This is a genomic window from Arthrobacter sp. SDTb3-6 (genome assembly GCF_013376095.1).
Classification (GTDB): Bacteria; Actinomycetota; Actinomycetes; order Actinomycetales; family Micrococcaceae; genus Specibacter.
On sequence record NZ_JAAMFN010000002.1, the window covers coordinates 157,182 to 179,131 of the forward strand.

The window sequence follows — 21,950 nt, forward strand, 5'->3', positions numbered from 1 at the left end:
GTCGGCCGGGGCCCCGGCGCGGGCCGGCTGCGGCGCCCGGTTCAGCCTTCGCGGCGGCCGTAGATCCGCACGGACAGTTCGCCGGCAACCTTGGTGACACGCCGGGCCAGGGCCGGCCACTCCCCCGGCGGCACCTTCTCGGCCAGGAACGTCACGGCCACGGCCGCCACGGGCCAGCCCACGTGGTCCGTCACGGCCGCGGCGACGGAGCCGAAGCCCTCGGTGATCTCGCCGTTTTCCGTCGAGTAGCCGCGCTGGCGGACCTGCTCCAGGTGGGCGGAGAGGGTGGAGTACTTGCCGATGGGGTCCGGGACCTCGGTGCGCGAGGTGAACGCGGCGGCGTTGGGGTACAGGGCCCGGACCTGCGACTTGGGCAGCGCCGCCAAAATGGCGCGGCCGCTGGCGGTGAGGTGGCTGGGGAGGCGGACGCCGACGTCGGTCACGAGGGACGGGCGGTGCTTGGCCCGCTCCTCCACGATGTACAGCACGTCGCGCCCGTGCAGCACGGCCAGGTGGGCGCTCTCGCCTATCCGGTCAACGAGCGCGGCCAGCAGCGGCCGGCCCAGCCGGGACAGCGGCTCCTGCCGCGAGTAGGCGCTGCTGAGCTCGAAGGCGGCAATGCCCAGGCCGTAGCGCTGTTCCTCCGGCAGGTGCATGACAAAGCCGGAGGCCTCCATGACCCCCAACAGGTGGTACACGCTGGAGCGCGGCAGGTCCAGGGTGGTGGCGATGGTGGATGCGGCCAGCGGCCCGCGTTTGGCGGAGAGCAGCTTGAGGATGCGCAGCGTGTTGTCCGCCGCGGGAACCTTGGAGGGGGACCGCCTGGTGGGCGGGGCCTGCATTGCATCTGTCATGGTTCCTCGCCGGCGATCTGCGTCCATTGCTTCCTCTACACTGGCCGATCCGGCCGGCGCAGCGGGGCCGCTGTGGAACATTCGAGTCTCTAATCCCAGATTACCGGCTTTTTGCGGGCGGTCTCCAATCCGAGACAGCAACACCTGGTGAGGCGCGTCACGGCGGCTCGCGGCGTGATGTGCTGGAGGCCACTCCTGGACCGCCAGGCCCCCACACCAAAGGTTTTTGCATGCAAAGCGCAGGCTTCTCGCTGACCCGCGGGCTCAACGCCCGCCACATCCGCTTCATGGCACTCGGCTCGGCCATCGGAACGGGCCTCTTTTACGGCTCCGCCTCCGCGATCCAAAAGGCCGGACCGGCCGTGCTGCTGGCCTACATCGTCGCCGGGGCGGCCGTTTTCATGGTGATGCGGGCCCTGGGCGAGATGGCCGTGCGCCATCCGGTCTCCGGCTCCTTTGGCCAGTACGCCGGCCGGTACCTGGGGCCCCTGGCCGGGTTCATCACCGGCTGGACGTACGTGTTTGAAATGGCCATTGTCGCCATTGCCGATGTCACCGCGTTCAGCATCTACATGGGATTCTGGTTCCACGGGGTGCCCCGCTGGATCTGGGTGCTGGCCATCATCTTCTTCCTGGCCGCCTTGAACCTGCTCAGCGTGAAGGTGTTCGGCGAACTGGAATTTTGGTTCTCGCTGATCAAGGTGGCGGCGATCATCGCCATGATCGCCGGCGGCGCCGCCATCATCGTCTTTGGCTTCCACGTCGAGGCCGCGCAGTCCGCCCCGGGCCTGGGGAACCTGGTGGCGCACGGCGGTTTTCTGCCGCACGGCTGGGGCGGGCTCATGGCCGCGTTCGCCGTCGTCATGTTTGCCTTCGGCGGGATCGAGACGATCGGGGTGACAGCCGGCGAGGCGGCGGACCCGGTTAGGTCCATCCCGTCGGCCGTGAACACCGTCCCGGTGCGCGTGCTGCTGTTCTACGTGCTGACCATCGGCGTGCTCATGAGCCTGTTCCCATGGGACCGCATCACGGGCGAGACCAGCCCGTTCGTGCAGATCTTCTCCTCCCTGGGCATCCCGGCGGCCGGCAACATCCTGAACGGCGTGGTCATCACCGCCGCCCTCTCCGCCGTCAACAGCGACATCTTTGGCGCCGGCCGCATCCTCTTCGGCCTGTCCCGCCAGGGCCACGCACCGGCCGTCTTCGGGCGGATTTCACGCACGGGCGTGCCGTGGATGACCGTGGTGATGATGACCGGCGTGCTGCTGGTGGGCGTGGTGCTCAACGCCGTCATCCCGCAGGAGGTGTTCGTGGTCATCGCCTCGATCGCCACCTTTGCCACCGTCTGGGTGTGGGTCATGATCCTGGCGTCGCACGTGGCGATGAAGCGCGAAATCGCCCGCGACTCCCTGGCCCCCTCCGCCTTCCCGGTTCCGCTCTGGCCCCTCGCCTCCGCCCTGACCATCGTGTTCATGGCAGCGATCGTGGTGGTGCTGGGCGCTTTCCCGGACACCCGCGTGGCCCTGTGGGTGGGCGGGGCCTGGCTGGCCGTGCTGGTCCTGGCGTTCCGCCTGTGGGTCCGCGGCGACGGACGACGCCGGACCCTCCTTCCCGACGAAACCGCGCCCGCCGCCGTGGCCGGCCTGGACGCGGGCACTGCCGCGTACCGCTAACGGCAGGGCCTGGTCCGCGTCACCCGGCGGCGTCGGTGAGGACCACGGAGCTGTGGCCGAATTGGCGCACCTGGGCGTCGTCCCAGAGCCGGGCGGGCATGGCGCCGCGCAGCAGGGCCCGGGGCAGGCCGGCACCGCCGCCCAGGGGTGCGTCGCTGCCGGCGATGATGATGTTGCCGGAGCGGCGGCCCTTGAGCATGGGCGGGTCCGCGATGATCGCCGTGTGGGCAAAGGCGGCCGCAATCGTGGCAGCCTCGCGCCGGGCCGTGGCGAGCGCCGGCGAGTCCCCGCAGTTGACCACGTAGACGCCACCGGGGCTAAGCACGTTTTTCGCTGCGGCGGTGAACTCGGCGGTGGTCAGGGCGTGCGGTGTTGTGGCTCCGGCAAACACGTCCCGGATGATGAGGTCCCGGCTGCCGGCCGTCAAGGATTCGGTGACCTGCCGGGCCTCGCCCACCCGGATCTTCAACAGCGGTGCCCGGGGCAGCCCAAACCAGTCGCGGACCAGGGCGGCCAGCTTCCCGTCAATCTCCACCACCACATTGCGGGAGCCCGGGTAGGCGGCCACCAGGAAGCGGGGCATGGAGCAGGCCGCGCCGCCAAGGCTCAGCGTCCGCAGCTTCGCCTCCGGGGGCCAGCGGTCCTGGACCAACGCCATGATCCAGCGCATGTACTCAAATTCCAGGCGCAGCGGGTCCGCCAGGTCCACGTGCGAGCTTTGCACGCCGTTGAGCATCAGCAGCCAGCCGTGGGGGTTGTCGCCGTCAGGGACCAGCTCCGCCGTACCGGTGTCGGTGGCATGCAGGCCCGCAACGGGCCCGGCCAGGGAGGCATCCACGGGGGCCGTTGCAGTGCGCGGGGCGCGCTTGCGGCCCATCAGCCCTCCACCGCGGGCCGGACCATGCGGATCTCGGAGAGGTGGTGCCAGTCGGCACCCAACACGTCGCGGGCGTCGTACGCCAGCACGGGGGCGCGTCCCTCCGCGATCGCCTTGCGGAGGTTGTCCACGCGCCCGGGCAGCGTCTGGCGGCGCCGGGCAAAGAACTCCGGCGGCAGGCGCCGGCCGTACGCCTCCTCGTGGCAGCGCAGGTGCAGGCGCATGGCAGCTTCGGCATCGTCGGTGGTGGCGGGGCGCAGCTCGATGCTCATTCTGCCAGCGTAGTGCAGCGGCTACTTCACCACGGCAATCGCGAAGCCGTCCCAGCCCTTCGAGCCCGCGGTCTGGATGGCGGTGGCCTCCAGGGACGCGTTGGCGCCCATGAAGTCGAGCGCGGCGCGGATGGCGGCGGCGTCCGGGTCATCGCCGGGGTCCAGGATGGTGCCCTCCCAGACGACGTTGTCCATGACGATGACGCTGCCGGGGCGGGTCAGCTTCAGCGCCCATTGCAAATACGCCGTGTCGTTGCCCTTGTCCGCGTCGATGAACACAAAATCGTACGGCTCCCCGCCCGCCAGCGTGGGCAGGGTCTCCAGCGCCGGGCCCACCCGGATGTCCACCATGGCGCCCACCCCGGCGGCGTCGAGGTTTTTGCGGGCCACGGCGGCGTGCCCGGGCAGGAACTCGCAGGTGGTGACGTGGCCGTCGGCGGGCAGCCCGCGGGCCAGCCAGATGGTGCTGAACCCGGCCAGCGTGCCGATCTCCAGCACGCGCCGGGCGCCCTGGATCCGGGCCAGCAGCATGAGCAGCTTCCCGGCCGTGGGCGCCACCTCGATCCGGGGCATGCCGGCGGCGTCGATGCTGGAAATCACCGCCTCCATGCCTTCGCCGCCCCGCACGAGCGTGGTGGACAGGTATTCCTCGACCTCGGCCCAGCCGGGGCCGCGCTGATGCTCAACCATGGTCCCAGCGTAGGCCCCCGGGCGCCGTTCGGACAGGTCCCGGCCGCTGCGGGACGGTCTGCGCCGGCTAGCCCCGCAGCGATCCCAGCGCGTTTTCCAGCCGCGCCACCTTGCCGGTGAGCTCGCCCGTGTGGCCGGGGCGGATGTCCGCCTTCAGCACCAGGGACACGCGGCTGCCGAAGCGGCCCGCCGCCTCGGTGGCGCGCTTGACCACGTCCATGACCTCGTCCCACTCCCCTTCGATCTCGGTGAACATCGAACTGGTGCGGTTGGGCAGGCCGGACTCACGCACCACCTTGACGGCGGCGGCCACGGCCGTGTGGACCGAGGCGTCATCGCCCGTGCCGGCCGGCGTGTCCCCTGGCGTGCCGCTGGGTGCCACTGAAAATGCCACGATCATGGGTTTCTCCTCAACATTGGGTGTTCCCTCCATTATTGCCCCGGCCGGCATCCGGCGCCCGTGTCCCAGGGCCGGGCCCTGCCTCAGGGCCAGCCGAGCAGCCGCAGCCCGGCGGCGGCCAGGCCGCCGACGATCACCACCACGAGGAACGGCGCCTTGAGCCACAGCGCCACGGCCGCCGCCACCAGCGCCCCCGCGCGCGCATCCAGGACGACGGCGGTCCCGCTCGCCGCCGCGTTGACCACGGTCAGCGACGCCAGCAGCCCGATGGTCAGGGTCCCCGCCACGCGCGACATCCGGGGGTTGGCCAGCACCTTGGCCGGCACCAGGTAGCCCAGGAGCTTGGTGGCATAGGCCAGGACAACGGCCACCAGCAGCCACAGCCACAGGTTCACTGCGCACCCCCTGCCCCGCCGGCCGGTTTGCCGGCCGCGAGCCCATCGCTTTCGCCACCACGGTTCGCGGCGTGCCGGTACGGCTCAATGTCCGGTTCCATGCCGTCGCCAACATGCCCTGGGGCATGGCCGGGGGTGCCCCCGCGCCGGAACCAGCCGATCAGCCCGGCCACCAGCGCCGCGACCAGGATCGGCACGCCCGGGGCAACAAACGGCACGGCCAGCAGCGTCACCACGGCGCAGACCGCCGCGATCGCCGCCGGCTGGAACGCGCGGATCCGCGGCCACAGCAGGCCCAGGAACGCCGCCACGGCGGCCCCGTCCAGGCCCCACTGCTTAGGGTCGCCGAGGGCGTCGCCCAGGAAGGCGCCCGCGGCCGTAAAGACATTCCATAGCAGGTATATGCCCAGACCGGCCACCCAGAAGCCGCGCCTTTGCTCCGCCGGATCACTTTGGCCGGTGGCGGTGGCCGTGGATTCGTCGATCGTGACCTGGGCGGCGGCAAAGCGGCGCCACCCGGTGGGGCGCATCAGCGCGTTCAGCTGCATGCCGTACACGCCGTTGCGGATGCCCAGCAGCGCGGAGGCGCTCATGGCCGCAAGGCCCGTGCCGCCGCCGGCCACGACCCCGATGAAGGCAAACTGCGAGCCGCCGCTGAACAGCAGCAGGCTCAGCGCCATGGTCTGCCAAAAGTCCAGCCCCGACGCCACCGACAATGCCCCGAAGGAGATGCCGTACAGCCCCGTGGCGATGGCAATGGACGCGCCGATCTTCGCGGCGGGTGAGTCCCTGAGCCTCATGGCCGGCGGACGCCCGGGGCCCTGTGCCCGGCGGCAGGGCGCCCAACAATTCTTTTTTTCACCGTTCCATGGTTACACGTCAGGACGCCGTCTCCTGCCGCGCCGGCGCCGGGCGGCCCGATTCCCGCGCGCCGTCGCCGCCATCGGACGCCATGCTCAGCTGCTCGGTGCCGTGCAGCGCATCGGCCGCCCGCACCAGCGCCAGGTGGGAGAAGGCCTGGGGGAAGTTCCCGGCCATCCGTCCGTCCTCCACCGAGTACTCCTCGCTCAACAGGCCCACCTCGTTGGCCAGGCCCACGAGCTTGTCCATGAGGGCCACGGCGTCGTCGTTCCGGCCGGAGTGTGCATACTGTTCCACGAGCCAGAACGAGCAGGCCAGGAAGGGGTGCTCCCCCGGGGCCAGTCCGTCCAGCCCAAACTTCGTCTCGTAGCGCAGGATCATCCCGTGGCTGTCCACGAGCTCCTTCTCCAACGCCGCCACGGTGCCGAGCATCTCCGGCGAATCGTAGGCCACAAACCCCACCTGCGGAATGACCAGCAGCGAGGCGTCGGTGGCCGTGCCGCCGTAGGTCTGGGTAAAGCTGTTGAGTTCGGCGTTGAAGCCGTTTTCCATGATTTCGGCCCGCAGCTGCCCGCAGAGTTCCTCCCACCGCTCCACGGGCCCCGTCAGCCCGTGGTCCCGGACGGCGCGGACGCCGCAGTCAAACGCCGCCCACATCATGACCCGTGAATGGGTGAAGTGCTGGAGGTCTCCGCGCATCTCCCAGATGCCATGGTCCTTGTCGGCCAGGTGCCGCTCCACAAACTTCAGCATGGCCAGTTGCAGGGGCCAGGAGAAGTGGTCCTCCTCGCCGCCGGCCCGCCGCAGCTTCTCCAGCGCCACCAGGACTTCACCGACGACGTCGGCCTGGTACTGCCCCACGGCCCCGTTGCCAATGCGGACGGGGCCGGCGCCCTCGTAGCCGGGCAGGTGGTCCAGGACCGCCTCGGGCAAGTCACGTTCCCCTCCCACCCCGTACATGATCTGCAGGTCCTCGGGGTCCCCGGCCACGGCGCGCAGCAGCCAGTCGCGCCACTTCAGGGCCACTTTTTCGTAGCCGTGCGTGAGCATGGCCTCCAGCGTCAGGGCGGCGTCGCGCAACCAGCAAAAACGGTAGTCCCAGTTGCGGGGCCCGCCAAAGTCCTCAGGAAGCGAGGTGGTGGGGGCCGCCACAATCCCGCCTGTGTCCTCGTGTGTCAGTGCCCGCAGCACCAGCATGGAACGTTTCACGAGGTGGGCATACTTGCCGTCCTGGTTGTACTTGGCCGCCCAGTCGTTCCAGTAGTCAAGCGTCGAGGCCAGGGCGGAGTCCAGGTTGATGTCACGCGGGACGGTCCGGTGGGAGGGGTACCAGACCAGTTCCTGCTCCACCCGTTCGCCGGCAACCACCGTGAAATTGCCGCCGTGCTTGTGGTCGACGGCGCGCGGCAGCTCCTGGCCGCGCAGCAGCAGTGCGTCCGGTCCGGCCACGGCAACGATGACGGAGCGGCCCGCGGCATGGTGGACGCGCCGCACCCAGGGCAACACCTTGCCGTAGCCCGGGCGGATGGTGATCTCCTGGGTGAATTCCACGGTCCCGGTGATGCCGTCGATCCGGCGCACCACGGAGGCGCGGCGGTCCCCGATCGGCATGAATTCGGTGACCACGGCGGTGCCGGTGGCGCTTTCCCACAGCGTTTCCAGCACAAAGGTGTTCTCCACATAGTGGCGCGAGACCACCCTGCCCTTCGTGGGGGCCAGCCGCCAGCGGCCGTTTTTTTCATCCCCCAGCAGGGCCGTGAACACCGCCGGGGAGTCAAAGCGCGGAAAGCACAGCCAGTCCAGGCTGCCGTCCCTTCCCACCAGGGCGCCGGTGTGGAGATCGGAAAGCAATGCGTAGTCTTCAATCCGTGAGGCCATGTGTCCATGCAACCACACGCGGCCCGGTTCAAACAGGGCGCCTGCCCCGGCTCAGGCGGTCTCGACCGCCCGCCCCAGCATGGCCCTCATTTCGGCCGGACGGTTGGTGGTCACCTCGGCCACGCCGGCTGCCAGGCACAGCCGGAGGTCCTCGGCGGAGTCCACGGTCCACACGCGCAGGGTCCGTCCCGCGGCCAGCCAGCGGGCCGCGTTTTCCGGGTTGGCGCGCAGGTAGTCCACGCCGGGCCCGGCCAGCCCGGCCGTGCCGTCGTCCAGCAGGCCCTCGCCCGCCGCCTGGGCACGGCCCAGGATGAAGGCCAGGGTGTGCCCGGCGATGGGGCCGACGTCGAGCTCCTCGCGCAGCTCAGCCACCTCCACTTCCTCCAGCAGCTGGCACAGCTGCGCCGCCGGGACCCGTTCGGCCAGGTACTTCACGGCCTCGGGATGAAAGCTCATGAAGGACACCTCCACGTTGCCGGCCACGGAATCCGTGGCGTTCCAGCCGCGGGCCGCCAGCCGGTCCAGGGCGGCGTCCACCAGGCCGGCGTCAAAGAACGCCCCGTACTTGAACTCTATGGCCAGCCGCACCGCCCGGCCGGCGCCCGCCAGGATGTCCAGCAGCTCGTCCAGCGTCAGCAGCTGCCCGGCGGTGCCACCGTATTCGGGCGGGATGGTGGCGCCCTTCCAGGAGGCAAAGTCCAGTTCGCGCAACTCCGCCAGCGTGCGGTCCGCCACGGGGCCGGTGCCGTTGGAGGTGCGGTCCAGATCGTCGTCGTGGATCAGCACCAAGGCGCCGTCGGCGGTGAGGTGGAGATCGCACTCCACCCCGTCGGCGCCGTCGGCCAGGGCCTGGAGGTAGGCGGCGCGGGTGTGTTCGGCATAGGTGCTGCTGGCTCCGCGGTGGGCAAATATCTTCACGTCCATGGCATCACGCTACGCTTGCAGCATGGCGCAAACACAACAGCCCGGCACGCTCCCGTCGCCGGTTCCGGACCCCGACGCAGTCAAGGCCGCCGCGCTGCGCCGGATGAAGAACATTGCCCTGGGGCTGCTGGTCGCCATGGCCGTGGTCTTTTGCCTGGCCTTCGCCTTCCGGCGCGACTACCCGTGGCTGGCGTATGTGCAGGCGGCCACCGAGGGCGGCATGGTGGGCGCCCTGGCCGACTGGTTTGCCGTCACCGCGCTGTTCAAGTACCCCATGGGCCTGAAGATCCCGCACACGGCCATCATCCCCAACCGCAAGGATGAGATCGGCGCGTCGCTGGGCGAATTCGTGGAGACAAACTTCCTCTCCGAATCCGTCGTGGCGGAGAAGCTGGCCAAGACGCAGATTGCCCAGAAGGCGGGCGCCTGGCTGTCCCGTCCCGCCAGCGCCCAGCGCGTGGCCACCGAGGGGGCGGCCGCGATGCGCGGCGCCATGGCCGTCCTGAAGGACGACGACGTCCGCGACATCATCGAATCCATGGTCCGCAAGCACCTGGTCGACCCGCCGTGGGGCCCGCCCATCGGGAAGGTCGCCGAGCGGGTCTTCGCCGACGGCCACCACCACGCCCTCGTGGACCTGCTCGTGGACCGCTCCACCCTGTGGATCCAGGCCAACCACGACACCATCGCCGGACTGGTCTCCGACCGGTCCCCCAGCTGGGTGCCGCAGTTCGTGGACGGGCTGGTGGGCGACAAGATCTACACCGAGCTGTACAAGTTTGCCCGGGCCGTCCAGCATGACCCCCACCACGACCTGCGCGTCCAGCTGGACAAGTACCTGGCCGAGCTCGCGCAGGAACTCCAGCACGATCCGGCCATGATCGCCCGGGCCGAAAACATCAAGGCGCAGGTGCTGGGCGATCCCGAGGTCCGCGACCTCGCCGGGCGCACGTGGGAGACCATCAAGACGGCCCTGTTTGACGCCGTCGAGGATCCGGCGTCGGAGCTGCGGTTGAAGTTCACCGCGGCCGTGCAGGAGTTCGGCACCCGCCTGGCCACCGACGAGGAACTGGCCGGCAAGGCCAACGCGTGGATTTCCGACGCCGCCTCCTACCTGGTGCGCACCTACAAGCACGAGATCGCCTCCATCATCACGGACACCGTGGAGCGCTGGGACGCGGTGGAAACCAGCGAGAAAATCGAGCTGCAGGTGGGCAAGGACCTGCAGTTCATCCGCATCAACGGCACCGTGGTGGGCTCCCTCGCGGGCCTGGCCATCTTCACCGTCGCGACCCTGGTTTTCCGCTGATCCAACTGGGTCGCAGTAGTTACAGAATTCGGGCCAGTGCAACCGTTTTCCGCCGCATTTACTGCGACCTGGTTGCCGGGACAGGCCGGCTGCGGCACGCGGGTCAGCGCCGGCGCAGGGCCTTCCGCGGCCTGCCGGTGTCGAGCTCGGCCAGCAGCCCTGCCGGGATTTCCAGCGGGGCGGGGCCGAACGCGCGCTCCGTGGACCGGATGACGGCCCGGCCCATCATGTAGTTGCCCGCCCCGCCCACGGCGGCGCCGATGCCAAACGGCAGGGCCTTGCCCACCACGGACGCGCCGCCCCTGACCGCGACCTTCTTCAGGAACTTCTTCTGCATCGAGGCGATGACCCCCTTGACGGCGGAGAGCGGCATGGACTTGCTGACCGCCCTGCCCCACGCCTGCATGGGCGTCTTGCCGTTGCCGAGGGCGTGGCCGGTCAGCCCGGAGAGCAGGGCCGTGCCCTCGTCGCCGAGGATGATCGCCATGACGGTCAGTTGCGCCCGTTCTGGGTCGGCGAGCCGGACCCCGTGGAGTTCGGCCACGGACTGGGCATACAGGGCGGTTGCCTCCAGGAACACCACGGTGGCCGCGGCGGAGATGGACAGCGCCGCCACGGTGCCCACGCCGGGGATGATGGCCGTGGCGCCGATGGCCGCGCCGCCCGCGCCGACCCCGTTGAGAAACTCCCGCCCGAGCCGCTGGCTGAGCTCATGGGCCGTGGCGTCCGGGTGCCTGGCGTGCAGCCGCCGCAGGTTGGCCAGCACGAGCGGCCGCTGGACCTCGACGGCCTTTAACAGCATCCCGTGCACGGCCGGGCGCGGCCTGCCCTTTGCATCAAAGGCGGCCGCCGCGGCCAGCCCGACGGCGGGATTCGGCTTCCCGTCGGAGCTGCCCCTTCCGGCGCTTTCCAGATCCTTGCGTGCCATGGGTTCCCCTGACTGTTGACGTGTTCCCAGCGTAGCCGCCCTTGCTTGGCGGACGTCGGGAACGGGCCGGACCGCCGCCCCGGCCGCCCCCTCGGGACTCAGCCTGCGAGCGCGGCGGGGGTTCCGGCGTCGTGCTTCACGGTGGCACCGGACAGGCGGCTGCGCAGGGCCGGGAACAGCAGCACCATGGCGGTGGGCAGGATGTGACCCAGGCACGCGGTGCCCGCGATGGCGGCGGAGACGGTTGCGGCGCCGTCGACCTGGAGCATGCCGTGGACCAGCGGCATGGCACAGGTCAGCACGGGCCCGGCGTTGTAGGTGGCGAAGAACCAGCTGAACAGGTGCGATCCGGACGGCGTGAACAGCTTCTCCAGGATGAGCACTGCCAGCAGCACGATGAAGCCAAGCGTGGGCAGGTGGGTGTGGACCACGGAAAGCTGCGTGAAGCCGGTGACGTCCTTCCCCATGGAGAATTCGCGGTAAAACAGGCCGGAGAGCATGCCGGGGACCAGGTCGGCGAACGATGCGTAAAAGAGCTTCTTCATGGGGGTGTCCTTTGCTGGAGGGCCCCTGGTCGGGCCTTTGCTTCCAGCCTTAGGAACGCGCCCGACGCCGGCCATCCACCTTTTGGTTGAGCCGCCGTGCCGCACACCCTACCCGCGGGGCACGAACGGGCCGGGGACGAGGCCGGCCAGGAACGCGGCGGCATCGCGGAGTTCCACGGGGCCGGTGTTGTGGCCCAGGCCGGGATAGTGCGCCTGGGAAAGCTCCGTGTTGGCGGCCAGCCATTCTGCCGTGAACGCCGTGGCGTCGGGGTTGATGACCAGCTCCGCCGTGTCCCTGGCCCAGTAAAACGGGACCTTCGGCTCGAGCGGTTCCAGCGCGCCGAGCAGTTCGTTGTGCAGCACAAAGCCGGAAAGCCCCACGCCGGCCGCGAACGCGGCAGGCCGCATCAGCGTGGTGGCCATGGCCATGCCCTGCGAAAAGCCCAGGAGGGAGACGGAACTGAAGCCGTGGGGGCATGGCATTGAAGAGCGCAGCCATGCGGGCCTCGCTGGAACCGCAGCCCTGGAGCATGAGCAGCAACGGCGTGCCGCCGCGCTCCGCTTCCGGCCGCGACCAGGCGGTTTCCGGCCGGGACGGGCAGGCGCCGTCTTTCATGGGGCCAGCCTACGCACTGCGCCTCCCGGCTGCCCGCTCCAGCAGCCGGATCCGCGAAGCAGGGGACAACCCGCGAGAAAGGGGTTGCTTCACACCTTCCTCACCGGTTGGCCCCTTCCTCGGCGGAAACGGCCCCGAGAAACCCGAATCTGTGTTTATGTGGTTTCATGTTGACAAACAAAGATGAACGCAGATAAAGTGATCTGAAACAACATCACGTGATGCCCGTCACGTGACAGGGAAGGGAAGAAGGAGCGCCATGTTTGCAGAAGAACGGCACCAGCGCATCGCCGAACTTGTCGACGAGCAGGGCCGCGTCGGCGTCAACGAGCTGGCCGGACTTTTTTCCATCACCCAGGAAACCGTCCGCCGCGACCTGGCCACCCTCGAGGACGGCCGCATCCTGCGGCGCGTGCACGGCGGCGCCGTGGCCCTGGACCGGCTCAGCCGCTCCGAATCCAGCCTCACCGAGCGCCAAAGCCGGCGGCTGGATGAAAAGCAGCGGATCGCGGACGCCGCCCTGGCCCTGATCCCCCACGCGGAGACCGTGTCCATCCTGCTGGATTCCGGCAGCACCACGGCAGCCCTGGCCGACAAGCTCGCCGGCTGGACCCCCGCCAACAGCGGCGACGAACTCCTGGCCATCACCAACTCGTTGCCCATCGCCACCACGCTGGGCAACAACAGCCACCTGCTGCTGGACATCCTCGGCGGCCGCGTCCGCGGGCTGACCAGCGCCGTGGTCGGGGCGCGTGCCACCGAACAGCTCGGCGCCCTCCGCCCCGACATCGCGTTCCTCGGCGCCAACGGCGTCCACGCCGACTTTGGCCTGAGCACGCCGGACCCCGTCGAGGCCGCCACGAAGACAGCCATGGTCCGGGCCGCGCGCCAAATTGTCATTCTCGCCGACGCGTCCAAGCTCGGCGCCGAAACCCTTGTCCGCTTTGCCACCCTTGAAGAGGTCGACACCCTGATCACCACAGCAGCCCCCGCCCCCGATCTCGCCGCGGCACTGGAAGCCGCCGGCGTCGAGGTGGTCGTGGCATGATTCTCACCCTGACCCCCAACCCCAGCCTGGACCGCACCATCGAACTTTCCGGCCGGCTCGAGCGCGGCGAGGTGCAGCGTGCCGTTGCCGCCTCATCGCACCCGGGCGGCAAGGGCGTGAACATTGTCCGCGCCCTGACCGTCTCCGGTGCCGACTCCCTGGCCCTGCTGCCGGGGGACGCGAGCGATGACGTGGTGCTGGCCCTGCTGCGGGAGGACATCCCGCACTTGTCGCTGCCCATCGGTGCGCCGCTGCGCAGCAACGTGGCCGTCACCGAGCCCGACGGCACCACCACGAAGGTCAATGAGCCGGGCCCGGCGCTCTCCGCCATCCAGCTCGCCTCGCTGCTGGACCTGGCCGTGGAGAAGTCCGACGGCGCCGCCTGGCTGGTGCTGGCCGGTTCCCTCCCGCCGGGGGCGCCCAGCGGTTTTTACGCCCAGGTGATTTCCGCCGTCCGTGCCCGGTACGGCGCAGCGGCGCCCCGCATCGCGGTGGACTCCTCCGGCGCACCGCTGGCGGACAGCGTGGCCGCGGCCCCCGACCTCCTCAAGCCCAACGCCGAGGAGCTGGCCGAACTGACAGGAATTGGCGACGGTCCGTCACTGGAGGAGGATCCCTCCCTGGCGGCCGCCGCCGCGCAAGCCCTCGTGGACCGCGGCACGGGCGCCGTGCTGGCCACACTGGGATCAAAGGGGGCCGTGCTGGTCACGGCCGCCGGCAGCTGGCTGGCCGCAGGGCCGGCAATCGTTGCCCGAAGCACCGTCGGCGCAGGCGATTCCGCCCTCGCCGGATATCTGTTGGGCACGCTGCGCGGGGACTCCCCCGAAGCATGCCTGCAGCAGGCAGTGGCCCATGGGGCGGCCGCTGCTTCCCTCCCCGGAACCCTGGTTCCCGCATTGCACCAAACCCACCCCGACGCCGTCACCGTGACGGCCCTGGACGCACGTCTTGGAGAACTCTCATGACCACATTGATCAACACCGACCTGGTGGTGCTGGACGCCAACCTCGGCGCCGACACCTCTGCCGTGATCCGCAACCTTGCCGGCATGGTGGCCGGCGCCGGCCGGGCCACCGGAGTCGACGGGCTGTACGCCGACGCCCTGGCCCGCGAACAAAAAACCGCCACGGGCGTGCCCGGCGGCATCGCCATCCCGCACTGCCGCTCCGAGTCCGTCCTGGAAGCCACCCTGGCCATGGCCCGGCTGGCCCCGGCCGTGGACTTCGGCGCCAAGGACGGCCCGGCGGACATCGTCTTCTTCATCGCCGCCCCCGCCGGCGCGGACAACGAACACCTCAAGCTGCTGTCCAAGCTGGCCCGCTCCCTCATTAAGAAGGACTTCACCGCGGCCCTGCGGGCGGCCGCCACCCCGGCCGAGATTGTGGCCCTCGTGGACGGCGCCCTGGCCGAGAAGCCGGCCGACGTCCCGGCGGCGGCCCCCGCAGCTGCCGCCGCCACCCCGGCACCGGCCGCCGCGGCACCCAAGCGCCTCGTCGCCGTGACGGCGTGCCCCACGGGCATCGCCCACACCTACATGGCCGCGGACTCGCTGGTCGAGGCGGCCAGGGAGGCCGGCATCGAACTGCAGGTGGAAACGCAGGGCTCCGGGGCCGTGACCCCGCTGGACCCGGCCGTGATCGCCGCGGCGGACGCCGTGATCTTCGCGGTGGACGTGGACGTGCGCGGCAAGGAGCGCTTTGCCGGCAAGCCCGTCATCAACGCCCCGGTCAAGCGCGGCATTGACGAACCCGCCAAGATGATCCAGGAAGCCCTCGCCGCCGCCACGGACCCGCACGCGCACCGTGTGCCGCACTTTGGCGCCGAAGAGGCAGCCGAGCACAATGCGGAAGTGGCCGGCGAACACCTGGGCACCAAGGTCAAGAAGGTCCTGCTGACCGGCGTCAGCTACATGATCCCGTTCGTGGCCGGCGGCGGGCTGCTGATCGCCCTCGGCTTCCTGCTGGGCGGCTACGGGCTGGGCCTGAACGGCCAGGCGGACCACATCCTGGCCAACAACACGCTGCTGAACCTGCCCGACGGCGGCAACCTCCTGTTGTATTTGGGTGCCGTGGCGTTCAAGATCGGCGGGCTCTCCATGGGCTTCCTGGTCCCGGCGCTGGCAGGCTACATCGCGTTCGGCATCGCAGACCGCCCCGGCATCGCACCAGGCTTCACCGCCGGTGCCGTGGCCGTGTTCATGGGCGCCGGCTTCCTCGGCGGCCTGGTGGGCGGCCTGCTGGCCGGCCTCGCCGCCTACTGGATCGGCACCTGGCAGGTGCCACGCTGGCTGCGCGGCCTCATGCCCGTGGTCATCATCCCGCTGCTGGGCTCCATCATCGCCTCCGGAGCCATGCTGTTGTTCCTCGGCGGCCCCATCGCCGCGCTCTCCAACGGCCTGAACCACTGGCTGACAGGCATGTCCGGCGCGTCCGCCGTCGTGCTGGGAATCATCCTGGGCCTCATGATGTGCTTCGACCTTGGCGGCCCGGTCAACAAGGTGGCCTACGCGTTCGCCGTCGCCGGACTGGGTGCCGGCTCGGCCCTGAACCACGCCCCGTGGGAGATCATGGCAGCCGTCATGGCCGCCGGCATGGTCCCGCCGCTGGCCATGGCCCTGGCCACGGTGCTGGACAAGAAGCGCTTCTCCCTGGCCGAGCGTGAAAACGGCAAGGCCGCCTGGCTGCTGGGCGCATCGTTCATCTCCGAAGGAGCCATCCCGTTTGCCGCCGCGGACCCGTTCCGCGTCATCCCGGCCACCATGCTCGGCGGTGCCGTCACCGGTGCCCTCTCCATGGCCTTCCACGTCACCTCGCAGGCGCCGCACGGCGGAATCTTCGTCTTCTTCGCCATCGGCAACGTGGGCATGTTCTTCGGCTCAATCCTGGTCGGCACGGTGGTTGCCGCCCTCGCCGTGGTGGCCCTCAAGCGCTGGGCAGTGCGCAAGCCCGTTGATAGTGTGGCCGCACCGGAGCTTGTGCGCCAGGGCAGCTACTAACCACTCGAAGGAGCAACTCATGCAGAGCTATGTTGGAGTCGGCGTCACCCCCGGCCGCGTGGTGGGGCCCGTGCGCCTCATGCCGCCGGCCCTGGCCGAGCCGCCCGCCGGGGAACGGCTGCCCGCCGCCGACGGGTCGGGCACCACTCCGGAGGAGGCTGCCGCCGCCGCGCTGAAGGGCGCGGCGGCCCAGGTCAAGGCCGAGCTGGCGGACCGCGCCTCGCGGGCCTCCGGCGACGGGAAGGCCGTGCTGGAGGCCACCGCGCAGATGGCCGCCGACCCCATGCTGCTCAAGGCCGCCGTGAAGCTGGTCAACGCCGGCTCCTCGGCGCAGCGGGCCATCTGGGACGCCGGCAACGACGTCGCGGCCATGCTCACCGGCCTGGGCGGCTACATGGCCGAACGCTCCCACGACGTCCTGGACGTGCGCTCCCGCATCGTCGCCGCCCTGCGCGGCGTCCCCGCCCCCGTCATCCCGGACTCCGCGGAACCGTTCATCCTGGTGGCGGAGGACCTGGCCCCCGCGGACACCGCCACCCTGGACCCGGCCAAGGTCATCGCCCTGGTCACGGCCGGCGGCGGGCCCCAGTCCCACACGGCCATCATTGCCCGCAACCTGGGGCTGCCAGCCGTGGTGGCCGCCGCCGGGGTGCAGGAACTGGCCGAGAACACGGTCGTCTACGTTGACGGGGCCAAGGGCCTGGTCAGCTCCGAGCCCGGCGACGCCGAGCACGCCGCGGCCGCCAAATGGCGGGAGCAGGCCTCCCTGCTGGACACGTTCGACGGCGTGGGGCAGCTGGGCGACGGCACGCGCCTTGACCTGTTGGCCAACGTGGGCGGCACCAAGGATGCCCAGGCCGCGGCTGCCGCCGGGGCCCAGGGCGTGGGACTGCTCCGCACCGAGTTTTGCTTCCTGGGCCACGACACCGAGCCCAGCCACGACGAACAGGTGGCCGCGTACAAGGGCGTGTTTGACGCCTTCCCCGGCAGGAAGGTGGTGGTCAGGACGCTGGACGCCGGCGCGGACAAGCCGCTGCCCTTCCTGACCGACTCCTCCGAGCCCAACCCCGCACTGGGCGTGCGCGGCTACCGCACGGACACCACCTCCCCCGGGGTGCTGGCCCGGCAGCTGGCCGCCATCGCCGACGCCGCGGCCGCCTCCGGGGCCAAGGTGTGGGTCATGGCCCCCATGATCGCCACGGCCGCCGAGGCTGCCGCCTTTGCCGCGCTGTGCGCCGATGCCGGGCTTCAGGTGCCGGGCGTCATGGTGGAGGTCCCCTCCGCCGCGCTCACCTCCCGGCACCTGCTGGACCGGGTCGAATTTGCCAGCCTGGGCACCAACGACCTCACCCAGTACACCATGGCCGCCGACCGGCAGCTGGGCCCGCTGGCCGCACTCAACGACCCCTGGCAGCCAGCCGTGCTGGCACTGGTCCAGGCCACCGTTGACGGCGCCGCGGCCCAGGCCTCGGCCGCGGGGACGGCGCCCAAGCCGGTGGGGGTGTGCGGCGAGTCGGCCGCGGACCCGGCCCTCGCCGTCGTCCTGGCCGGCCTGGGCGTCAGCAGCCTGTCCATGACGGCCCGCGCCCTCCCCGCCGTCAGCGCCGTGCTCCGCTCCGTAACCGCGGCGCAGGCCCGGGAACTGGCGGGCCGGGCCGTGGCCGCCTCCTCCGCCGCCGAGGCACGCGAACTGGTCCGCGCCGGGCTGCCCGTCCTGGCGGAACTGGGCCTGTAAACCCGGCTGAACGGGCGCGAGCACCCCTGATCGGGTCTGTCGGGACCACGGTTTCGGCAGGCCCGGCCAGCGCGCACAAAACCCTTGAAAGAACCCGCTTCCGGGGGCTAGAATGCCCCGTCTGCTAGAATTGACGGTCTGCCCGTAGCAACGACGCTAAAAGCCGCAAGCAAATGACCTCCGTAGGGAGCTGGACAAATGCCCATGGACCGAAGCATGATTCAACCGGAAAAAGGTGTTGAGGACACCGCAGAAGGACCGCAGGCCGCACCCAAAAGGCCCCGCCTGCCAAAACTCAAGCGACGCCGGCTCGACGTCGGCCACGTCAATGTCGTGGACACGCCAATGCTCAAAAAAGCACTTGGCGGCACCGTGGTCGGCAACACGATGGAATGGTACGACGTCGGCGTGTTCGGCTACCTGATCGCCACCATGGGACCGGTGTTCCTGCCCGAGGCCGATCCGGCCGTGCAGACACTGTTCCTGCTGGGCACCTTCGCCGCCACGTTCCTGGCCCGCCCGCTGGGCGGCGTCGTGTTTGGCTGGCTGGGTGACAGGATCGGCCGGCAGAAGGTGCTGGCCACAACACTGCTGATCATGGCCGCCTCCACGTTTGCCGTGGGCCTGCTGCCCGGCTACGCCCAGATCGGCATCTGGGCGGCCGTGCTGCTCGTGGTGCTCAAGCTCGTCCAGGGCTTCTCCACCGGCGGCGAGTATGCCGGCGCCACGACCTTCGTCAGCGAGTACGCCCCTGACAGCCGCCGCGGCTTCTTTGCCAGCATCCTTGACCTGGGCAGCTACCTCGGCTTTGCCATTGGAGCCGCACTGGTTTCCGTGCTGCAGCTGACCATCGGCCAGGACGCCATGGAACAGTGGGGCTGGCGCCTGCCGTTCCTGGCCGCCGGGCCGCTGGGCGCCATTGCCATCTACTTCCGGATGAAGATCGAGGAGTCGCCCCAGTTCCAGGCCACCCTCGACGCCAACGAGGAAAATGCCAAGTCCGCCGCAGCCGGCGACGAGGACACCGCCAACGGCCCGGTCCGCCTGGTCAAGGTGTACTGGCGCCAGATTGTGCTGGCCATGGTCCTGGTGGCCGCCGCCAACACCGTGGGCTACGCGCTGACGTCGTACATGCCGACCTACCTGACAGATTCCAAGGGCTACGATCCCGTCCACGGGACGCTGCTGACCATCCCGGTGCTGGTCATCATGGCCCTGTGCATCCCGCTGACCGGCAGGCTCTCCGACAAGGTGGGCCGCCGCCCCGTCCTCTGGGTGGGTGCGCTGAGCACCGTGGTGCTGTCCCTGCCTGCCTTCATGCTGATCGGCGTCGGCGCGATCTGGTCAACGCTCCTGGGCCTGGCCCTGATCGCCTTCCCGGTGACGTTCTACGTGGCCAACCTGGCCTCCTCGCTGCCCGCCCTGTTCCCCACCTCCAGCCGCTATGGCGGAATGGGCATTGCCTACAACTTCGCCGTGGCCATCTTTGGCGGCACCGCACCGTTCATCATCCAGGGCCTGATCACGCTGAGCGGCAATGACATGATGCCGGCCTATTACCTGATGTTCACCTCCGCCATCGGCGCGGTGGCCATCTACTTCCTGCGCGAATCGGCCCAGAAGCCGCTGCCCGGTTCGATGCCAAGCGTGGCAACCATCGAGGAGGCGCAGGAACTGGTGGCCACGCAGGATGAGAACCCGCTGCTGGACATGGACTACCTGCCGTTCGACGACTCCTACGAGCCGGCCACGCCGGGCACGGGCATTCCGATCACGGTGGGCCGCCCGGAATAGGGCGCCTGCCGCCCCCGCAAAAACCCCGCGGGATGCCGCCCCCGGGATGCCGTGGAGGCCGGTTCGGCCTCCACGGACACGGCTACCGGCCGCGGTTCCCGGCGGCCGCCGCCACCCGGTCCGGGACCAGGCGGCTGAGCGCGATGAGCGTGGAGTATCGCCGTGAGGGGATGGACACCGACTTGCCGCGGGCGGAGTCGGCCAGGCCTTCGCGCACCACCGGTTCCGGGTCCAGCCACATCCACTTCGGGATGCGCCCCATGTTGGCACCCATCCGCTGGTGGAATTCCGTGTGTACAAAGCCCGGGCAGACCGCCGTCACGTGGACGCCGCGCGGCCCGTACCGCAGGTTCGCGAAGCGGCTGAAACTGATGACCCACGCCTTGGCCGCACCGTAGGAGCCTCGCGGGATGAACCCTGCCACGCTCGCCACGTTGATGATCCGACCGCTGCCGCGTTCCAGCATCCCCTCAAGGGCCGCGTGCATCAGCTGCATGGGCGTGCGCACCAGGATCCGCAGCTGGTCCGTCTCCTCCTTCACGCTGCTGTGCTCAAACGCCGTCACCAGGCCAAAGCCGGCGTTGTTCACCAGCACGCCGACGGGCCGGGCGCGGTCCGCCAGCCGGGCACCCACGCGGGCAACGCCGTCGTCCGTCAACAGGTCCGCGGGCAGGACCTCCACGTCCACGCCAAAGTCCTGGCGCAGGCGGGCCGCCTTCGCCTCGAGCCGGGCAACGTCGCGTGCCACCAGGACCAGGCTGTGCCGGGAGCGGGCCAGCTGCTGGGCAAATTCCGCCCCCAGCCCGGATGTGGCTCCCGTGATGAGCGCGGTGGGCGGCACCTACAGCTCGGCGGGGAGGTCGGTGTACTGCGCGTAAAGATCCGGGTTCTTCTCCACGAACCGGGCCACGTACGGGCAGTGCGGAATGATGCGCTTGCCCGAGGCCACCACGTCGTCAAGCGCGTAGCGCACCAGCACCTTCGCCAGGCCGCGGCCGTCGAAGCCGGGCTGGGTTTCGGTGTGGATGAGGTCGATGTGCCCGGGCAGCTCGCGGAACATGATGATGACGGCCAGTTCCGCGCCAACGTGCAGCTCGTAACGGTGCCGCGCATCGTTGCGGACCATGGTCACATCTGCTTCAAATGCGTCGCCGCGCCCGGCAGTTTCATCGCTCATGAACTGAGCTTGGCACAATGCCGGGACGCTGGCAACAGATCCTTAGCCGGCAGCGCCGCCCTGCCACAGGGCGGTGAACGGGGCACCGGAAACCACCCGGTTCCGGATGCCTTCTGTGACAAACGCCTTGGCCGAGCGGGCCGCTTCCAACGGCGTGGCACCCTTGGCCAGCTCCGCCGTGACGGCCGCGGCGAGGGAGCACCCGGCCCCGGAGACAGCCACGTCGCCCACCTTCGGGGCGGAGAGGACCTCCAGCGTTTCACCGTCAAAGAAAACGTCGACGGCGTCCGCGCCTGACAGCCTCACCCCGCCCTTGGCGAGCACGGCGGCGCCGCTGATCCCGTGGATCCTGCGCGCCGCTGCCTTCAGGTCCCCAACGTTGTGGATTTCCATCCCGGAGAGTGATTCCGCCTCGAAGTGGTTGGGCGTGACAAAGGTGGCCAGGGGCAGGATCTGCGCCTTCAGTGCCTGGTCGGTGTCGAGGGCGTGGCCGGGCTCCTGGCCCTTGCAGATCAGCACCGGGTCCAGCACCACGTTCTTGAAGCCCGCCCCCTTCAAGGCGGTTTCCACCGTGGTGATGGTGGCGGGGCTGCCCAGCATGCCGATCTTCACCGTCTCCAGCACCGTGGTTGCCCCGGAACCGGCACCGTACGCTGCGGTGGTGGCTTCCAGCTGGTCCGCGATGACCTGCTGGTCCACCGGCACGAAACGGTGGTTCCAGTTGTCCCGGGGATCAAAGGAGACGATGCAGGTAAGGTTCACAATGCCGAAGACGCCCAGCTCCTGGAACGTCTTCAGGTCGGCCTGGGCGCCGGCGCCGCCGGTCGCCTCGGAGCCGGCAATGGCCAGGGCAAGGGCGGGTGCTGTTGAAGTCATGTCTCCATCCTGCCATCCGGGGCGGAAGAAGGCCCGGCAGCGGCCACTACCTCCATGACTTGCCATGACGGGCCATGTGGGTGCCTCCCCGTAGCATCGGCAG

Annotated in this window: 22 protein-coding genes; 7 read left to right on the forward strand and 15 right to left on the reverse strand. The window is 69.9% G+C overall.

Annotation, left to right across the window (positions count from 1 at the left end):
* Positions 1 to 41: 41 nt before the first annotated feature.
* The gene (locus tag G6035_RS01730) at positions 42 to 854 is read right to left on the reverse strand and encodes an IclR family transcriptional regulator (protein WP_256127656.1); all 813 of its coding nucleotides are present in this window, start codon (positions 852 to 854) and stop codon (positions 42 to 44) included.
* Between the two features lie 230 nt (positions 855 to 1,084).
* Between G6035_RS01730 and G6035_RS01735 the strand changes: the two genes are divergently transcribed.
* Positions 1,085 to 2,527 (forward strand): amino acid permease, encoded by a 1,443-nt coding sequence (locus tag G6035_RS01735; protein ID WP_176615329.1) that lies wholly within the window; start codon positions 1,085 to 1,087, stop codon positions 2,525 to 2,527.
* A 19-nt stretch (positions 2,528 to 2,546) separates the two neighbouring features.
* On the opposite strand, the gene G6035_RS01740 is transcribed toward G6035_RS01735, so the two are convergent.
* The 8 genes from G6035_RS01740 to G6035_RS01775 form a co-directional block, all read right to left on the reverse strand.
* Positions 2,547 to 3,404 carry a spermidine synthase gene (locus G6035_RS01740; RefSeq protein ID WP_176615330.1) on the reverse strand — a complete coding sequence of 286 codons (858 nt, stop codon included), beginning with the start codon at positions 3,402 to 3,404 and terminating at the stop codon, positions 2,547 to 2,549.
* On the reverse strand, positions 3,404 to 3,676 hold the full coding sequence (locus G6035_RS01745) for a hypothetical protein (protein ID WP_176615331.1): 273 nt from the start codon (positions 3,674 to 3,676) through the stop codon (positions 3,404 to 3,406). The genes G6035_RS01740 and G6035_RS01745 overlap by 1 nt, the downstream gene beginning before the upstream one ends.
* A 21-nt stretch (positions 3,677 to 3,697) precedes the next feature.
* A complete protein-coding gene (locus tag G6035_RS01750; protein WP_176615332.1) occupies positions 3,698 to 4,366 on the reverse strand; it encodes an O-methyltransferase in 669 nt (222 codons plus the stop codon).
* 67 nt (positions 4,367 to 4,433) lie between these two features.
* The gene (locus tag G6035_RS01755) at positions 4,434 to 4,766 is read right to left on the reverse strand and encodes a thiamine-binding protein (protein WP_176615333.1); all 333 of its coding nucleotides are present in this window, start codon (positions 4,764 to 4,766) and stop codon (positions 4,434 to 4,436) included.
* 83 nt (positions 4,767 to 4,849) lie between these two features.
* Positions 4,850 to 5,161, reverse strand: a complete 312-nt coding sequence (locus tag G6035_RS01760; RefSeq protein WP_176615334.1) for an AzlD domain-containing protein — start codon at positions 5,159 to 5,161, stop codon at positions 4,850 to 4,852.
* On the reverse strand, positions 5,158 to 5,961 hold the full coding sequence (locus G6035_RS01765) for an AzlC family ABC transporter permease (protein ID WP_176615335.1): 804 nt from the start codon (positions 5,959 to 5,961) through the stop codon (positions 5,158 to 5,160). Before G6035_RS01765 ends, G6035_RS01760 begins: the two co-directional genes overlap by 4 nt.
* A gap of 79 nt (positions 5,962 to 6,040) precedes the next feature.
* Entirely contained in the window at positions 6,041 to 7,918 is a 1,878-nt protein-coding gene (locus G6035_RS01770) for a glycoside hydrolase family 15 protein (protein ID WP_256882245.1), read from the reverse strand.
* 33 nt (positions 7,919 to 7,951) lie between these two features.
* Entirely contained in the window at positions 7,952 to 8,824 is an 873-nt protein-coding gene (locus G6035_RS01775; protein ID WP_176615337.1) for a glycerophosphodiester phosphodiesterase family protein, read from the reverse strand.
* Between the two features lie 22 nt (positions 8,825 to 8,846).
* On the opposite strand from G6035_RS01775, the gene G6035_RS01780 reads away from it, so the two are divergent.
* Positions 8,847 to 10,133 (forward strand): DUF445 domain-containing protein, encoded by a 1,287-nt coding sequence (locus tag G6035_RS01780; protein WP_176615338.1) that lies wholly within the window; start codon positions 8,847 to 8,849, stop codon positions 10,131 to 10,133.
* Between the two features lie 103 nt (positions 10,134 to 10,236).
* Here G6035_RS01780 and G6035_RS01785 read toward each other — a convergent pair whose 3' ends face one another.
* From G6035_RS01785 to G6035_RS01795, 3 genes are all read right to left on the reverse strand, one after another.
* The gene (locus G6035_RS01785; RefSeq protein WP_256127657.1) at positions 10,237 to 11,061 is read right to left on the reverse strand and encodes a hypothetical protein; all 825 of its coding nucleotides are present in this window, start codon (positions 11,059 to 11,061) and stop codon (positions 10,237 to 10,239) included.
* A gap of 98 nt (positions 11,062 to 11,159) precedes the next feature.
* Positions 11,160 to 11,606: a DUF2871 domain-containing protein gene (locus tag G6035_RS01790; RefSeq protein WP_176615339.1), complete on the reverse strand. Its 447-nt coding sequence runs from the start codon at positions 11,604 to 11,606 to the stop codon at positions 11,160 to 11,162.
* A gap of 108 nt (positions 11,607 to 11,714) precedes the next feature.
* A complete protein-coding gene (locus tag G6035_RS01795; RefSeq protein ID WP_371130791.1) occupies positions 11,715 to 12,089 on the reverse strand; it encodes an alpha/beta hydrolase in 375 nt (124 codons plus the stop codon).
* A 392-nt stretch (positions 12,090 to 12,481) separates the two neighbouring features.
* On the opposite strand from G6035_RS01795, the gene G6035_RS01800 reads away from it, so the two are divergent.
* From G6035_RS01800 to G6035_RS01820, 5 genes are all read left to right on the forward strand, one after another.
* The gene (locus G6035_RS01800; protein WP_176615340.1) at positions 12,482 to 13,270 is read left to right on the forward strand and encodes a DeoR/GlpR family DNA-binding transcription regulator; all 789 of its coding nucleotides are present in this window, start codon (positions 12,482 to 12,484) and stop codon (positions 13,268 to 13,270) included.
* Positions 13,267 to 14,235: a 1-phosphofructokinase family hexose kinase gene (locus G6035_RS01805; RefSeq protein WP_176615341.1), complete on the forward strand. Its 969-nt coding sequence runs from the start codon at positions 13,267 to 13,269 to the stop codon at positions 14,233 to 14,235. Before G6035_RS01800 ends, G6035_RS01805 begins: the two co-directional genes overlap by 4 nt.
* Positions 14,232 to 16,265, forward strand: a complete 2,034-nt coding sequence (locus G6035_RS01810) for a fructose-specific PTS transporter subunit EIIC (RefSeq protein ID WP_176615342.1) — start codon at positions 14,232 to 14,234, stop codon at positions 16,263 to 16,265. Before G6035_RS01805 ends, G6035_RS01810 begins: the two co-directional genes overlap by 4 nt.
* Positions 16,266 to 16,284: 19 nt before the next feature.
* On the forward strand, positions 16,285 to 18,000 hold the full coding sequence (locus G6035_RS01815; protein WP_176615343.1) for a putative PEP-binding protein: 1,716 nt from the start codon (positions 16,285 to 16,287) through the stop codon (positions 17,998 to 18,000).
* A 198-nt stretch (positions 18,001 to 18,198) separates the two neighbouring features.
* Complete coding sequence (locus G6035_RS01820; RefSeq protein ID WP_176615344.1) at positions 18,199 to 19,794, forward strand: MFS transporter; 1,596 nt, start codon at positions 18,199 to 18,201, stop codon at positions 19,792 to 19,794.
* A gap of 82 nt (positions 19,795 to 19,876) precedes the next feature.
* On the opposite strand, the gene G6035_RS01825 is transcribed toward G6035_RS01820, so the two are convergent.
* The 3 genes from G6035_RS01825 to G6035_RS01835 are packed head-to-tail and all read right to left on the reverse strand — an operon-like array spanning position 19,877 to position 21,847.
* On the reverse strand, positions 19,877 to 20,635 hold the full coding sequence (locus G6035_RS01825) for an SDR family oxidoreductase (protein ID WP_176615345.1): 759 nt from the start codon (positions 20,633 to 20,635) through the stop codon (positions 19,877 to 19,879).
* Positions 20,636 to 20,971, reverse strand: coding sequence for a GNAT family N-acetyltransferase (locus G6035_RS01830; protein WP_176615346.1), 336 nt, complete (start codon positions 20,969 to 20,971; stop codon positions 20,636 to 20,638).
* A gap of 42 nt (positions 20,972 to 21,013) precedes the next feature.
* Positions 21,014 to 21,847 (reverse strand): hydroxymethylpyrimidine/phosphomethylpyrimidine kinase, encoded by an 834-nt coding sequence (locus G6035_RS01835; RefSeq protein WP_176615347.1) that lies wholly within the window; start codon positions 21,845 to 21,847, stop codon positions 21,014 to 21,016.
* Positions 21,848 to 21,950: the final 103 nt, after the last annotated feature.